At 65.3% G+C, this 12,654-nt stretch carries 19 protein-coding genes; 1 reads left to right on the top strand and 18 read right to left on the bottom strand.

All coding sequences use genetic code 11. The annotated features are described in order from the left end of the window. Positions 1-20: 20 nt before the first annotated feature. The 14 genes from EWH12_RS17640 to EWH12_RS17580 form a co-directional block, all read right to left on the bottom strand. The gene (locus tag EWH12_RS17640; protein ID WP_011950478.1) at positions 21-824 is read right to left on the bottom strand and encodes an N-6 DNA methylase; all 804 of its coding nucleotides are present in this window, start codon (positions 822-824) and stop codon (positions 21-23) included. A 100-nt stretch (positions 825-924) separates the two neighbouring features. Beyond that, entirely contained in the window at positions 925-2,136 is a 1,212-nt protein-coding gene (locus tag EWH12_RS17635; RefSeq protein ID WP_017183263.1) for a hypothetical protein, read from the bottom strand. Next, the gene (locus EWH12_RS17630) at positions 2,133-3,344 is read right to left on the bottom strand and encodes a helicase HerA domain-containing protein (protein WP_017183264.1); all 1,212 of its coding nucleotides are present in this window, start codon (positions 3,342-3,344) and stop codon (positions 2,133-2,135) included. The genes EWH12_RS17635 and EWH12_RS17630 overlap by 4 nt, the downstream gene beginning before the upstream one ends. Positions 3,345-3,415: 71 nt before the next feature. Beyond that, positions 3,416-3,730, bottom strand: coding sequence for a hypothetical protein (locus tag EWH12_RS17625; protein ID WP_017183265.1), 315 nt, complete (start codon positions 3,728-3,730; stop codon positions 3,416-3,418). A 39-nt stretch (positions 3,731-3,769) separates the two neighbouring features. After that, the gene (locus EWH12_RS17620; RefSeq protein WP_017183266.1) at positions 3,770-4,228 is read right to left on the bottom strand and encodes a DUF4262 domain-containing protein; all 459 of its coding nucleotides are present in this window, start codon (positions 4,226-4,228) and stop codon (positions 3,770-3,772) included. A 10-nt stretch (positions 4,229-4,238) separates the two neighbouring features. Continuing rightward, positions 4,239-4,523, bottom strand: coding sequence for a hypothetical protein (locus tag EWH12_RS17615; RefSeq protein WP_017183267.1), 285 nt, complete (start codon positions 4,521-4,523; stop codon positions 4,239-4,241). Beyond that, the gene (locus tag EWH12_RS22310; protein WP_017183268.1) at positions 4,523-4,690 is read right to left on the bottom strand and encodes a hypothetical protein; all 168 of its coding nucleotides are present in this window, start codon (positions 4,688-4,690) and stop codon (positions 4,523-4,525) included. Before EWH12_RS22310 ends, EWH12_RS17615 begins: the two co-directional genes overlap by 1 nt. Before the next feature lie 58 nt (positions 4,691-4,748). Next, entirely contained in the window at positions 4,749-5,285 is a 537-nt protein-coding gene (locus EWH12_RS17610) for a hypothetical protein (protein WP_017183269.1), read from the bottom strand. Between the two features lie 92 nt (positions 5,286-5,377). Continuing rightward, on the bottom strand, positions 5,378-6,712 hold the full coding sequence (locus EWH12_RS17605) for a hypothetical protein (protein ID WP_017183270.1): 1,335 nt from the start codon (positions 6,710-6,712) through the stop codon (positions 5,378-5,380). Then, on the bottom strand, positions 6,709-7,161 hold the full coding sequence (locus EWH12_RS17600) for a hypothetical protein (protein ID WP_017183271.1): 453 nt from the start codon (positions 7,159-7,161) through the stop codon (positions 6,709-6,711). Before EWH12_RS17600 ends, EWH12_RS17605 begins: the two co-directional genes overlap by 4 nt. 12 nt (positions 7,162-7,173) lie before the next feature. Next, entirely contained in the window at positions 7,174-7,818 is a 645-nt protein-coding gene (locus EWH12_RS17595) for a hypothetical protein (RefSeq protein WP_017183272.1), read from the bottom strand. Between the two features lie 224 nt (positions 7,819-8,042). Further along, entirely contained in the window at positions 8,043-8,483 is a 441-nt protein-coding gene (locus tag EWH12_RS17590; protein WP_081490916.1) for a DUF4262 domain-containing protein, read from the bottom strand. A 146-nt stretch (positions 8,484-8,629) separates the two neighbouring features. After that, positions 8,630-8,932 carry a hypothetical protein gene (locus EWH12_RS17585; protein ID WP_017183274.1) on the bottom strand — a complete coding sequence of 101 codons (303 nt, stop codon included), beginning with the start codon at positions 8,930-8,932 and terminating at the stop codon, positions 8,630-8,632. A 113-nt stretch (positions 8,933-9,045) separates the two neighbouring features. Next, the gene (locus tag EWH12_RS17580) at positions 9,046-10,080 is read right to left on the bottom strand and encodes a deazapurine DNA modification protein DpdA family protein (protein ID WP_017183275.1); all 1,035 of its coding nucleotides are present in this window, start codon (positions 10,078-10,080) and stop codon (positions 9,046-9,048) included. A gap of 28 nt (positions 10,081-10,108) precedes the next feature. Here EWH12_RS17580 and EWH12_RS17575 point away from each other — a divergent pair, with 28 nt between their 5' ends. Then, on the top strand, positions 10,109-10,603 hold the full coding sequence (locus EWH12_RS17575) for a hypothetical protein (RefSeq protein ID WP_017183276.1): 495 nt from the start codon (positions 10,109-10,111) through the stop codon (positions 10,601-10,603). 272 nt (positions 10,604-10,875) lie between these two features. Here the strand turns inward: EWH12_RS17575 and EWH12_RS17565 are convergent, their stop codons facing one another. Genes EWH12_RS17565 through EWH12_RS17550 form a run of 4 tightly spaced genes read right to left on the bottom strand, consistent with a single transcriptional unit; the run spans position 10,876 to position 12,575 of the window. Beyond that, positions 10,876-11,382, bottom strand: coding sequence for a thermonuclease family protein (locus EWH12_RS17565; protein ID WP_017183278.1), 507 nt, complete (start codon positions 11,380-11,382; stop codon positions 10,876-10,878). Beyond that, a complete protein-coding gene (locus tag EWH12_RS17560; protein WP_017183279.1) occupies positions 11,379-11,585 on the bottom strand; it encodes a hypothetical protein in 207 nt (68 codons plus the stop codon). The genes EWH12_RS17565 and EWH12_RS17560 overlap by 4 nt, the downstream gene beginning before the upstream one ends. Positions 11,586-11,625: 40 nt before the next feature. Beyond that, positions 11,626-12,237 carry a DUF6927 domain-containing protein gene (locus EWH12_RS17555; protein ID WP_017183280.1) on the bottom strand — a complete coding sequence of 204 codons (612 nt, stop codon included), beginning with the start codon at positions 12,235-12,237 and terminating at the stop codon, positions 11,626-11,628. A gap of 53 nt (positions 12,238-12,290) precedes the next feature. Continuing rightward, positions 12,291-12,575 carry a zincin-like metallopeptidase domain-containing protein gene (locus EWH12_RS17550; RefSeq protein ID WP_129927363.1) on the bottom strand — a complete coding sequence of 95 codons (285 nt, stop codon included), beginning with the start codon at positions 12,573-12,575 and terminating at the stop codon, positions 12,291-12,293. Positions 12,576-12,654: the final 79 nt, after the last annotated feature.

Below are 12,654 nucleotides of genomic sequence, written 5' to 3'. Positions count from 1 at the left end.
CGCGCTGGCGGGATTGCAATTCAGAATAGGGTCAACTGCTCGCCGACCGTTCTGGTCCTTGGCTCTTGGGCTTGCTTATCGTGGGTTGTGCGTTCCGGTGTCGTTTCAGTAAAAAATCGCGGGGGTTGTTCGACCAAGCGTTCCTGGCTGGCAAGCCTGGCGCCCCAGCCGCCGAGGATGTGGGCCGGCGTGAACCAGTGTTCGCGGACCTCGTTGCTGAGAGAGTTACCAACGATCACGTGGGCCGGAATGTGGAGCAGCGAGAACTGGATATAGCCCATGTGTACGGCGCGTTGGTCGATATCGATCGCCGTCACGTGGAGATGGCGCTGATAGTTGATCCCGGCGGCGCGCATCGCTTCGGCGAGAGCAATGACCATGGCGCCGGCACCGCAGGCGGGTTCCATCGCGCTGACGAAACCCTTGTCGTCGATCAGCGCCAGGGCGTCCTTGGCATCGCCAAGCGTGACCTGTGCCATCATCTGGCAAACCGGATAGGGCGTGAAGAATTGCCCACGGTTCTTGTTGTGGATCTCGAGCGCGGTGAAGATGCTCCCGAGGACGTCCCCTGGCGCTTCCTCCAGTGCCATTGTGATCTCTCCGAAGACGCGAGGGAACATCTCGATGGTGTGCTGCTCATATCGTCCCACGATCTCGAGATAGCGCGCCTCGCGCGTTTCCCGGGATCGGCTGTCGACGCTGTTCGAGATGCTGATCGCTATGAGCTCCATGCAGTCGGAGAAGAGCGTGTAGCGGTCGTGACGATAGCAATGCGCATCGAAGAGTTTCAGGACGTTCCTGATGTGTCGATCCTGCGGCGGCATGAGAGATCCCCGGTCACGGGGCCGCTTCGCGCGGCATCGCGACGTTCTGATTGGCGGGCGTGGAAGGGCTCGGGCGAATGGCTCGGCGCCCGAGCCCGGGTCAGTTCGTGGCCAAGAGCGCTTCGAGCGTCACGGCGCGGCGCGGCCGGCGGCCGAACTGATAGCCATGGTTGGTCGCGTATTTGCTGAGCGACATGGCCTTGCGGTTGAGCGCCACCGCGAGATCGGCGAGCGACACACCGGTGTTGAAGGCGACGTCGAGCGCGCGCGTTTCATCGTCGCTGAAAGGCCGAATGTAGCCGTGGACAAGGCCGAGGCTATTCGCGCGCGAGGTGAGCGCAGCTTTGGTCCGTCCCAGGCTTGCCGCCAGGACCTTGGTCGGGACACGGCCATAGTCCGCACGAAGGCGCGCCTCGTCGGCCTCGGTCCAGTCCGGACCAAGCCGCCAGCCATTGCGGTTGGCATGAAGCCCGCGCAGGCCCAGATATTCGGCGCGGTGGCGCAGCGATCCAGCGGTGCGGCCAAGCTGGCGGCGCAGCGGGGTGAGACTCGTACCGTCGATGTAGGCCTTGCGCAGCAGGGCGTCTTCTTCCGGCGTCCAGGCCCTGCCCCAGCCGCGGCCATAGCCCAGCTTGCGGATGGCGAGGCCGAAGCCGCGGACCGTGCGTTGGGGAAAGCCTTCCTGGCCGAGCATCCCGACGATCGCCGTGTAGCGATGACCCGCTTCGGCCAGGTCGAGAGCCCTCGCCGTTTCCGCCTCCGACCAGTCCGGCGGATGGTTCGCATGCACGATGCCGAGAGCTCCGGCCCGGCTGGATAGGCCGCCGAACGGCCGGCCGATAAGGGTGGCGATCTGCGCCAACGGCACGCCGCGGCGATAGCCTTCGACGAGCTGGGCGTCCTCCCAGGGCGTCCATTCCGCCGGATTACCCTCGGTTAGGTCGAGGATCCTGGCGCGGGCATAGACCGCCGAGCAGGATCGACCGAGGTCGGAAGCTATGGCCGCCGTGGGTTCGCCGCCGTAGCGCCGCGACAGTTCCGCATCATCGAGTTCGGTCCATGTCCGCGTGGAATTGCGGCGGAGCCCGAGCAGCGCAATACGTTCGGCGACCGCTGCCCTGCCCCGGCCGATTGCCAGCGCGATGTCGGCGATCGCGGTGTCCTCGAGGAAGAGCGCGCGCAGCCGTTCGCTCTCCTGCGGTGTCCATGCATCGGCCCGATAGGCCATCTCGCGCAGCGGCGTGGCAGGCAATACCAGCCTTGGCGCGGGTACCAGCTCGACGATGTCGGCATCCAGATCGAGCGGTTTCATGCCAGCGCCACCACGGGGATGTCGCTGATCTTGGCGCGGAGGCGGGCATGAAGCCGGGCGATGCGATCCTCGCCTCGAGGCATCGTGTCCACCGCGGAGATGGCGGCGAGCATGTCGAGGGCGTTGTCGACGGCTTCGCGCGGGGCACCGATATGGCCCGCAAGATCGTTGGCGGTCGTGGCGTTCGGCGCGATGCTCTTGAGCGCGCCGATGATCGAGGCCGCGTGCGGCGCGGAAGGATCGAGGAGGAAGGCATCGAGCGCCCGGGTGCCCTTGAGCGTCAGAGCCGCATCGCGCGAGCCGTTCGAGACCTCGCGGAGAGCCGACAGGTCGAGCAGCTTCTCCGCTTCTTCACTGTCGACCGCAGCGGCCGCGGTGAGCCTTGGCGTCGCGCCGAGATGCTCGGTGATCGTCTCTTCCATATGGGCGAGGACAGGCAGCGGCGACATCGCTGGGCCCATCGCGAAGAACTCACCGGGCGCGAGCTTTCGCAGGGCATCGGCCTCCTTCGCCGAGAAACCGAGGAGATCGGCCGCGCGCGCGATGTCGCGATCGAACACGTTGAGGCCAACGAGGAAGTTCTGCAGCTCCGAGATCACCGAGGATGAGAGCTTGGCGAGGCGCTGCGTGGCGATGACCGGGGCGATGCCGCGCTTGCGGCCGCGGGCACAGAGGTCGGTCAGCGTGGCAACGCCAAGGCGCCGGGTCTCGGCATCGCGGGCCGATCCGGCATGATGTGGCGCGAGCAGATGGCCCTCGTCGATGCAGACCAGGACGGTATGCGCCCAGTACTCGCGCGGCGCGCCGATCAGTCCGGCGAAGAGCGCCGCCGCCTTGATGATCCGCTGGTCGGGATCGAGATCGGTGAGGTCGACGTGAAGCGACAGGCGGTGCTGCCTGGCGCGGGCCGCGGCTGCCGTCAGGCCATCGGAGGTCAGCTCGCAGCCCTTTAGGGAGGTTGCGCCGATGTGGGCGGCGAGATTGCCGAATTCGCCTTCGGGATCGACGAGCACGATTGTCGTGAAATCGAAGGCCTCCTCGATAATCTTGCGCAGGGTTCTGCTCTTGCCCGCGCCGCTGCTGCCCTGGATGAGCAGCCGCCCGGCGAGCAGGCGTTCGAGGTTCAGCATGAGCGAGCCACGGCTGTGCCTGCCGATCGGCACGGACCATTGGTCGGCGGAGGGGTCGATCTGTACGACTGTTGCCATGGTGGGATCTCCTGGGGCTTGGCCTGTCTGGCCACCACCCAATCGCTCCCCCTTCCCTTTGCCTGCTGGTGCTACGAGCTGGCAATCGGCGCAGCGTTGTCGCCGCGGCCGCGCAGGCCCCAGTCAGGCTCGTAGTCCGGTCCGTAGTTAGCGCTCCGCATGAATTCCGGGTCACCCGCTTCATCGACGAGATAGCCGGTCACTTCCCCGGCATAGTCCGCATCGAGCGCGCCTTCTGCGGTCGGGATAAGCCGCACACCGAAGCCCCTGGCGAAGAGTGCGGCATCTGCTGCGAGCATCGCTTCGTGATGATCGTCGGCGGAAACGGCCATCTTGACCCTGACGGTCGCATAGACGTGGACGAAGTGGGTCGGCTCGGACATCATCTGTCTCCGGTCTTGGAATGTGGGGGGCCGCCGCCGCGATCAGGCAAGCGGCACGTCGTATCCGGGCTCGCAGCCCGGCTCGCCGGGATAGGTGCCGCCCGGATCGCAGAGCAGGATCTGCAGCACGTCGTATTCCTCGTGGCGGAAGTAACGTCCTGCCTGGAGCGTATAGGCCTGCCGGGCCCCTGCGGAGGCTCGGCGCACGCGAACCGGGAAGCGGCCGCCCACGTCGATGTCCCCTTCGAGCGGCCTGCCTGCCTCGCGCATGCGCTGGCCGAGCTCGTTCACGATGCCGCCGGCAACGCGCGGGGGGAAATTGCCAATGAGAAGCAGCTCCGGCGGTCCCCGCAGCGCGTTGCCGATGGTGTAGGCGAACGCCGGCGTTTCCCCATCGGCGAAGATCAGGAAGAGATGCTGGCCGCTTTGCGCGATATTGCGCTCGATCGCAGCGTAGAACTCTCGGTTGTCGGGGATATTGGGTTGATGAGTGCGTCGCACTGATACCTCCTCACGACAGGATATCGGGTTGATTTTGCTCGAGGCATGCCCTGATCAGCGGGAGGTGGACCCAGTAACGCTGGGCGCCAGCCAGGCTGTCGACCTTAGGATCATTCGTGCCTCGCGCCTGGTAGCCCCACTTCGTGCGGTAAGCCGCGCTCTCACGATCATAGCGCTTGTAGGCGGCGTCGCTGCGCTTGGCCCATTCGGGCCATCTCCGGGCGATCTGCTCGGTAGTCATGGAGGAGCCGGACGCAATGAATGCCAAAAGGTCGAGAGGGTCGATCTTGGCCATTACAGGTCTTCCGGCTTGAACCCGTGGTGCTCGACGAGCGAATGCATCACCGCATCCCACAGCAGCTCCTTGAAGGCTGCGCGGTTTTCCAGGTCGGTGTCGTAGACGTAGAGGTCGGCCAGCTCCTGGGCCGCCTTGCCGATTCCCTGATAAAACCGGCTCCGCATCGTGTACGTTTTTGGCGAAGGTTTTAGGCATGTACGCCTCCATATCGGTTGGAGCGGTTCAAATGGCAGAGGCCGGAGCCAGAACTTCGAGATAGGCCGCTTCGACCAGTTCGGTCTTCTGACTGCGTTCGCGGGGCGTCATGTCGAGCTTCACATAAAAGCCCGCGAAATGCGTCTTCACGATCACGCCCTCGCGGCCCGCAAATCGGTCCCCGCCAACGCGCGGACGTACCCGGATGCGCACGCGGTCGCGGATCCCCGGTTCACGCACCGCGTCAATCGGCGTGGATCGCTCGGCGAGGAACAGCGCGAGCCGCGCTGTGTCGTCCAATCGGTCGGATGCGGGAGCACAGGCCCGGGCAAGGATCCGCCAGGCCCGCAGGCTCATCGCGTCGCCGGCGAGGTGACGGTCACGTGGCTCGCCTTGGCCATGATCGAGGTGCCCGGCGGAGACGTGAGCGTCGGGATCGAAGGCGAGGATCGTCGCGGCGTGATATTCGGTCTCGGTCAGTGCCACGGTTAGCCGGTCGAGCTGATCAATGAGATCGGAATCGGCGGCAACGGGGACGCGAGAGGGGGCAAGCGTATCGGACATGGTGAGTTCCCGTGTTTGAGGGGGCGAAGATCCGGTCTGTCAGCCTGCCGGCTCTTCTCTCGCGCTCCCCCTTCCCTCACCCCAGCGCCGGCTCAGGCGGCGAGCGCATCGAGAAGATCGGAAATTGGAGCGGCGGACAGGCGCGTGGCGCCGCCGAAGGCCCGCAACCGCGCGGCCATTTCCTTGCGGAGATGCGATCGATTGCCGATCACGGTTTCGGGTGAGAGCGGTTCGCCCTGCGGCGTCACATAGCGATGGGCGGGCTCGCCATCCTCAGTCTCGACCACGATACGATGGCCGCCGGCGGGCGACTTGCCGGCATAGCGGGCGGTGAATTCGCCGAGCTTGCCGGTCAGACCCTTGGCCGCCTTGCCCCACCGAATGTGACCGGCGCCGACGCTCTCGCCCGCCGACAGGCCGCGATCGAGCCATATCCGGAAATGGGCGCGCTGCTGGAGGACGGTGTTGCGCGTGCGTTCCATGGTCCGGCAGAGCGGCAGCGCACTCGCATGGGCGTCAAGGAGCGCGAGATAGCCTTCCTGGGCGGCAATCAGGACATCATCGAAGTCGCGGCCGGCAAGCAGTGCGCGGAGCTGGCGATCCAGTCGCGGATCGGATCCCGACACAACGCCGGAAGCGGCTTCCAACGGTCGAGCGTCCGGCGGCTGATTGCCGAACGCATGGAAACCGGCGCCGGAAATGATGATGACGAAGAGTTCGCCATAGCCCTGACAGGCCTGCAATGTCGGGAGGAGCACGGCGACGTCGGGCTTCGCGTCACCGCTCGGCGGGACCAGGCCTGCCTCGGGCGCGCCGAGCAGGAGCAGCCGCCGGCTCCAGCGGGCGGGCAAAGGCTCGTCGGTCGGTTTCGGCCACTCACTCGGGCGCGGCCGGCCGGTGGCAAGCAAGGGCGGCTCGATCTGGGGCGCGGCCGCTTCGAAGGCGCGCCGGGCGGTATCGAAAAGATCGTCGCGGTTGCCGCCGCCCTCAGCAAAGCCCTGATCGTAGGCGATCGTCGCGGCCGTCGAACATCCCGGCCGGCGCACCCGCGGTTCCCATCCAGCGATCGCAGCATACCAGCCATAAGCGTACTGCACCGCCCGATCCCAATCGTAGCCGTGGAGGCTGCGCGCAGACAGGATCGCGCGATCGCGATCGTCGCCCTCCCCTTTGGCGATGCGGGCTTCGGTGAAGGCGAAGTTCCGCGCCTGGCGCTCTTCCTCGGCGGCGCGCGACATAGATTCCATCACGGGCCGCAGCGCCAACGCGCGCTGTCGCATGCGCGCGAGGCGATCTTCCGGTGCCGCCGCCGCTGGCAGATCCGGAAAGTGGCGCCAGGCCTCGGCGATGACGGCGGCATGCTCCGGCCTGCGTCCTCGGGCGATCCAGGTGCCAGCATCGGCCGGGTCGAACGGCTCCGAGATCATCGGTCGGTCTCCAACCGGAAGCCGAGGCTCGCGGCGGTGAGGCTATCGCGCGCCTGGACGAGCATCTCGTAGCGTCCTGCGAGGTTTTCGCTTCGCCCGAACCGCCGCGCGTTGGGCGGCACGGACGCGACATCCAGGCGGAACGGAAGGATCCGTTCCGTCATCTCGGGAAAGGCTGCACCGAGGAGGACGGCAGCGAGACGATCGGCAACGCCATCGATGGCCTTCGCGACGTTGTGCTTGTCGAGACCGGACGCGGCCTCGAGGTGCGCCATTGGCGCGATAACATCGGGCAGACGAGCGAGGAGCCCGGCGCCGTGGCCATAGTCCGAGTGCATCGAGATCAAGGCCTGACGTTCGAGCGAGATCTCGGTGAAGGGGACATAGGTGCGGTAAGAATAGCTCGGCACGTCCACGCCGATCCTGATGCGGGTGAGAAGGATGCGCATGATTTGCCCCCTTCAGGCGACGAGCCGCGGCGCGGTGGGCGCCGCCGCGGGGAGCTTGAGTTCGCGGCGAACACGCGCGGCGAAACGATCCGGCTCGACCAGCTCGCGAACCGATGCCCAGTGGTTGCGCTCGCCGATATGATCCTGCCGGCCCTGCACCTTGCGAAAGCAGACCTCGCGGTCGGGTCCGAACGGCCCGATCGAGAGCTGCACCCACAGCGTTTCGCCGTGCAGGGTGATCTCGCCGGATACGGCCGGCCCGGCCTTGTTGGAGCGGATATCGAAGCTGCCCTCTTCAAGGCCGAGCGCCTCGGCGAGTCGTCGCAGCGCGGCGCGGCCCTCGGAGTGGAAGAGACGCTTTGCCGGTTCGTCATAGGCGACACCGCGCAAGGCGAGGGTCTTGAGCATGGGACGGTTCCGCAAATCGGCGATACGCGCCATGCAGTCCCGGCGGAGATCGGCGTCTGTGCCGCGATCGGCGCAGACCTGCGACAGATGCCGCACCAGCAGGATGACGGCGGGGTCGGTTTCGACATCGATGCCGGCGTTGCGGCAATCCGTGATCGCCGCCTGCACGGCGTGCAAGGTGGTACCGATGGTGATCAGCGCGCTGGGGTCGAGCGCTTGGCTATAGCGAAACGCCACGTCGTAGCTCATGGGGTCCTCCGGAAATCTCGAGCGGTCTTTCCACTCGCGACCCCGGCCCCCCTTCCCTTTTCAGCCTTGCCGCATGGCTTCGCGATTGGTCCGTCGCCGGAGCGCACAGATCAAGCTTGTGATGACGATAGCGACGCGCACTGCGGCAAAGCCCAGTCCCTCGCCGCCATGATCACGGCAATGATTACTGCAGCAAATCTCGGCGCGAAGGCAAAGAGATCGGGTCAAACATGCTGCACTTCATAGCGAGGGTCACAGTTCTCCTCGCCAGGGTAGCGGCCGAGCGGATCGGCAAACAGGAGCTGCACAACCGCATAGTCGGCGTGACCAAGATATTTACCCGCGCTGTCGGTATAAAACGTCATTGCCGCCGGCCCTGCGATACGTGTTTTGATCGGATAGGTACGACCCAGATCGATGTACATTCCCGGCGGCTTTCCCGCCTTGCGCATTTCGTGACCGATCTGGGCAAGGATTGTGAAAATGCGCTGTGGCATGAAGGCGCCAAGCCCGAGAAGCTCGGGGAGGCCGCGATTGGCGTTGCCGATAGTGTGGGCCTGAGAAGGTGTTCCTTCACCGTTTACGACCGCGACGACGCCTTGGCCGCAACGATCGACGCTCTCTCTGACCGCGCGGAGCAACGGTGTATCATGATGATCAATCATACGATTTTCTCCGGGAAATAGTGCTAGAAGCTGCTGCAATCAGGTGAGCGGAAGGTCACAGCGGGCGTCACAGTCGGTCTTGCCTGGACAGCTACCACGCGCTTCATGAGGAATAACCGGACAGCTCCTAAGGGGCTTTGGACAACTTACGCTCGCTTTCCGCGCCGGCGGCCGACGCCCGCCCCGATGGCGCGAGCGATGTGGCCTGCATAGACGCCGCAGGCTGCCCAATATGCTGCGACCGGCGGCTTGCGCCGCCGCCAGCTCGTCTCCGCGCGCGCCCTAGCGTCCTGCTGCAGATCCAGCAGCAGTTCCTGCAGGGCGACACGGACTTCAGGATCGAGTTCCCGTAGTCGCGCAATGGCGGGGAGCGCGAGGATGGGGTTGCGGATTTCTGCGCGGTTCGAGCGTTCGGTTGCCCGGTGCGTGACGATCGTTCCGAAGTGCATGAGGGTTCCCCAAGGCTGCAGGAGCCTTCAGGCCCCAGTTTCGTCGTCCCCGCCTTCCCGCTCTCCTTTCATGCGCGCTTCCAGGTTCTGGCGATTGAGGATGACGGGACCATTCAGCGCGTCATGCGTTCGCGATAAATGTCAGCCGCCCATTGCTCGATCCAAGGAGCGGTGGTTTCGTCATGATCGAGATCACCAAATTCGATCAGTTCGCGGATTTGCTGCCGCGCTTCCGCGATGGCCGCCTCCCATGGGTCGTCGGGTCGCGCGGGTTCAGCTACAGGCACCTGCATCGGAAGCTGGCGCTGCGCTTGGCGCATGCGCGCATGCTGGGAGCAGACCCAGAGTTCCATATGGTCCGCCACGATGGCGTCGCTCTTCGCAATGCCGCCGCGTCGCGCCGCATTCCTGGCCGCTACGCCGTAGGCTTGGCTGTCGATCGAGGCGATCCGATGCGCGAAGACCGTAAGATAAGGGATGGCCTCGCCCTTCACGCCGAAGAGGTGGAGCCGGATGCCCGGCGGTAGCACGCGATCGAGATGATCGACGACCGCCATCAGGCCTTCGGGCCCGTGGATCGGGCGCCGGCACATCGACCCGACACCGACCAGTCCGGCCCGTTCGATCGTGCCTGAAAGCGCGTCGGCGCAGCGCTCGTAGTCGAACGGCAGTCGTCCCTGGATCACCGGCATGAAATTGGTCAGGATGCCTTGATCTTCAGCGCGCAGGCGACACTCGACATTGGCGCGAATGGTGCGCGAGATCCGGTCGAGCACCTCGTCGCGGTCGCCCGCGACCTGATGCTCGACGCAGTAGTCCAGACTCGCCCACCACTGGAAGGGAAAGGCCGCGGCGAGGCGAATGTAATCGTCGATTGTCCACGGATAGCCGCCATAGGTCACCATGGCGCTGAAGCCGGCGCTGTCGAGGCTAAGGCTCTTGAGGCCGGTGGCGTTGGCGAGCGCGCTGATCCGCCAACCCGCCCACTTGCGCCAGCCGCGCTCCTTCGTCCAGCGCGAGAGCGCGTTCGCCGAGATGAGGACCGGCTGCTGCAACCGCCTGGCACGCTCGAGCAGCTTGCCGTCGGCGAGGTGTGGCAGACCCACCATGACCGTGATTGATCTTTTCTTTGGGAGCGGATCGTTCATATAATGTTCCTCATGAAGGAGAATCACCGTGTCCGCTTCGACCGCCCGCTATCTTGACCATTTCGATCTGGACGTGACGCTGCGCGATGCGGCGATCGACGAGCAGAACCGCCCGACGCGCCGGATGATCGCCAATGCGGCCATCGGCATGCATATCGAGGACGCTTTCTATTCGGTCCGCGAGCTCCGCGAGGCGGTGAGCTGGATTCACGAGGGCGAGCCGGGCGGCAAGCGCAAGCTGGCCTCGATCCTCAGCAATCCGGTGGGCGACGACTTCCAGCGCTGCATTTATTATTGCCTCGCGGGCCGCGGTGTCGTCGAGATGATCGACGATCTCATGTGGCTCGAGGAGCTGCTGGAGGCGCGCGGCCGGATCGCCGGCGACATCCATCGGCGCCGCATTAAGGCGCGGCCGCTCGTCTCGCCCTATGTCGCGGACGAGCCCGATGGGCCGATGGTGTCGGCAGCGGACGATTTCCGGCAGGGGCGTTCGTGGTGGGCGGATCCGGAGCTCGGTGTCTGAACCCGGGCTTGCCTCGCTAGATCGAGGCTTGGCTTGACCCATCGGACCGGGTCGGGTGGATAATGAGCTACGTCAGTCGAATCGAGGTTGGCCCATGGCCGGTGATTGCTGCGGAGGCGGATGCGGCGAGGAGCGTTCGCGGGACGAGAGGTGAGAACGCGTCCTGCTGATCGCCCTCGGGCTCAATGCCGGCATGTTCGCGGTCGAGATGATCGCGGGCGTCTCGGCGCAGGCGGCTTCCCTGATGGCCGACGCGCTCGATTTCCTCGTCGCTATCGCTCGCAGGTGAGACGACGCCCACGTCGCCACTGGGTGGGTTCGATCCATTCGCCCCCGAAGGCTCCGGCGCCGCGGCGCTTGGCATCCGCGAAGACTGCCGCATAGCGCGCGGCACGATCGGGATCGGCCTTGAGGAACTGGGGCTGGGGAATGGCGAGTCCCGAGCCGATCATGACTTCGCCGAGATCGCGACCGTTGACCGTGACGACGGCCACCGGCCGTCCGTAGCTTGATGGCGAGGACAGGCGGATATTGGCATCGCCGCCATGCAAGGTGCGGGCGGCAAGATCCTGCGCCGCCTTCCCGCACTCCCAGCACGCGCCCGCCTTCTGGCAAAGTTGCCGTCGCTCGAAGGCGTCAACGCCGAGAAGCCGGAAATCGGCCGCGACCGTATCGCCATCAAGCGCCCGCGCGGTAGCATTGAAGGAGGTGTCCTCGGCGGCATCGCTCGGCGTGCAGGCGGCGATAAGCAGGAGAGCCAGGGTCGGAACGCGCGTCATGCGACCATTTCAAGGACGACGAAACCCGGCGCCGACGGATCGGTGGATACGCGAAAGGGCTGGAGCGGGTCCGCCGTGCGCAAAATGCTCACTTTCCTTGGGTAATGATCGAAGATGCGCCCAGCGACGCGCATGGCGTTCTCGCGGCTGCAGAGCAGCGCGCGTTTGGGAGAGAGGCCGTCCCTGTCGATGCTGATGGTCATAAAATGATCCCCTTCGTCACGAGGATATATCGATTGAGGTTCAGGCGAACACCGTCTTGTGGACCTTGGTGACGGGCACGACCGACCAGGCGCGCTCCATGAGGCGGCTGATCCGGTAGAAACTACCGTTGGTGGGATCGCGAAGGAGGAGCTTTCGCCTGCGCTTGGACACCACGAACTCCTGCCCGACGTGACCGTCCGAGAAAGTCACCGGCGCCTCGAGCCGGATGCGATCACCGTCCGACAGTTTGCGTCCACGCCTCGCGAGATTGGCCCGGCAACGCTCCCGCCAGTCGAGAGCGTATTTGTTGTCGGTCGCCGTCAGGAGATCCAGGATATGCGCGGGACATCCATCCTCACAGGGACCCATGGATTCCTCCATATCCTTGTATCCGAGGATCATTCCCTCCTTGTCGCGAGGGTTCCATCGGACGAGGCAGACGATCGCGAAGATTTCGCCGCCGACACCGTTCGTCATCACCTGGGTCGCGGCGTAATAGACCCGGTTTCCGGGGCAGGCCGAAGCCAGGACCTTGAGCCCGCGCGAGCCGCCCTCCTCCTGCGGGCGTTCATGGGTGAACTGAGCGTCGAGATAGGATTTCGCGGATGCGTGTCCGCCGAGCGATTGGCGAGGCATGTAGAGCCAGCCCATGGTGGTGCTCCTTCGCGATATGAGTGGAATGGAAAATCGATCGGACGTGGCGATCAGGCGGCGAGAGCTGCCGCCGCCGTTGGCTCGTCCCGAACGCTGTCGTCGGCTGCGCCACCAAAGCTCTTCAGGTAAGCAAAGGCCTGCTCGGCCTTGGCGGCCGCGTGGATGATGGCGGTCTTGTCCCCGCGAAGGATGCCGAGCCAGTGTCCGACATAGCTTGCGTGGCTGTCGTGTAGGATATTCGGGAGATCCAGATCGGCGCAGCACAGCCCTGCCCCGATTTCGGCGACATATCCTGACAGTCCAGCGAAAAATGGCGGTTGGAAGGTGAAAACCATCGGTGCCTCCAGCACTGCCCAAAAACCCCATGGCTCCCCCGAGGCGGGGGTGGGCGGCGAGAACGACCGGAGAGGCCCG

Source organism: Sphingobium cupriresistens (assembly GCF_004152865.1).
GTDB classification, from domain to species: Bacteria; Pseudomonadota; Alphaproteobacteria; order Sphingomonadales; family Sphingomonadaceae; genus Sphingobium; species Sphingobium cupriresistens.
The sequence above is the reverse complement of the archived record's forward strand: the minus strand, read 5'-3'. Positions and strand labels throughout refer to the sequence as shown.

Coding starts and splice junctions, on each gene's coding strand:
- EWH12_RS17640 (WP_011950478.1), bottom strand. CDS start 824: ATGCCGCCGCAGGATCGACACATCAGGAACGTCCTGAAACTCTTCGAT.
- EWH12_RS17605 (WP_017183270.1), bottom strand. CDS start 6,712: ATGATCTCGGAGCCGTTCGACCCGGCCGATGCTGGCACCTGGATCGCC.
- EWH12_RS17615 (WP_017183267.1), bottom strand. CDS start 4,523: ATGGCCAAGATCGACCCTCTCGACCTTTTGGCATTCATTGCGTCCGGC.
- EWH12_RS22310 (WP_017183268.1), bottom strand. CDS start 4,690: ATGCGGAGCCGGTTTTATCAGGGAATCGGCAAGGCGGCCCAGGAGCTG.
- EWH12_RS17550 (WP_129927363.1), bottom strand. CDS start 12,575: ATGGTTTTCACCTTCCAACCGCCATTTTTCGCTGGACTGTCAGGATAT.
- EWH12_RS17600 (WP_017183271.1), bottom strand. CDS start 7,161: ATGCGCATCCTTCTCACCCGCATCAGGATCGGCGTGGACGTGCCGAGC.
- EWH12_RS17585 (WP_017183274.1), bottom strand. CDS start 8,932: ATGCACTTCGGAACGATCGTCACGCACCGGGCAACCGAACGCTCGAAC.
- EWH12_RS17635 (WP_017183263.1), bottom strand. CDS start 2,136: ATGAAACCGCTCGATCTGGATGCCGACATCGTCGAGCTGGTACCCGCG.
- EWH12_RS17610 (WP_017183269.1), bottom strand. CDS start 5,285: ATGTCCGATACGCTTGCCCCCTCTCGCGTCCCCGTTGCCGCCGATTCC.
- EWH12_RS17625 (WP_017183265.1), bottom strand. CDS start 3,730: ATGATGTCCGAGCCGACCCACTTCGTCCACGTCTATGCGACCGTCAGG.
- EWH12_RS17630 (WP_017183264.1), bottom strand. CDS start 3,344: ATGGCAACAGTCGTACAGATCGACCCCTCCGCCGACCAATGGTCCGTG.
- EWH12_RS17595 (WP_017183272.1), bottom strand. CDS start 7,818: ATGAGCTACGACGTGGCGTTTCGCTATAGCCAAGCGCTCGACCCCAGC.
- EWH12_RS17580 (WP_017183275.1), bottom strand. CDS start 10,080: ATGAACGATCCGCTCCCAAAGAAAAGATCAATCACGGTCATGGTGGGT.
- EWH12_RS17555 (WP_017183280.1), bottom strand. CDS start 12,237: ATGGGCTGGCTCTACATGCCTCGCCAATCGCTCGGCGGACACGCATCC.
- EWH12_RS17560 (WP_017183279.1), bottom strand. CDS start 11,585: ATGACCATCAGCATCGACAGGGACGGCCTCTCTCCCAAACGCGCGCTG.
- EWH12_RS17565 (WP_017183278.1), bottom strand. CDS start 11,382: ATGACGCGCGTTCCGACCCTGGCTCTCCTGCTTATCGCCGCCTGCACG.
- EWH12_RS17590 (WP_081490916.1), bottom strand. CDS start 8,483: ATGATTGATCATCATGATACACCGTTGCTCCGCGCGGTCAGAGAGAGC.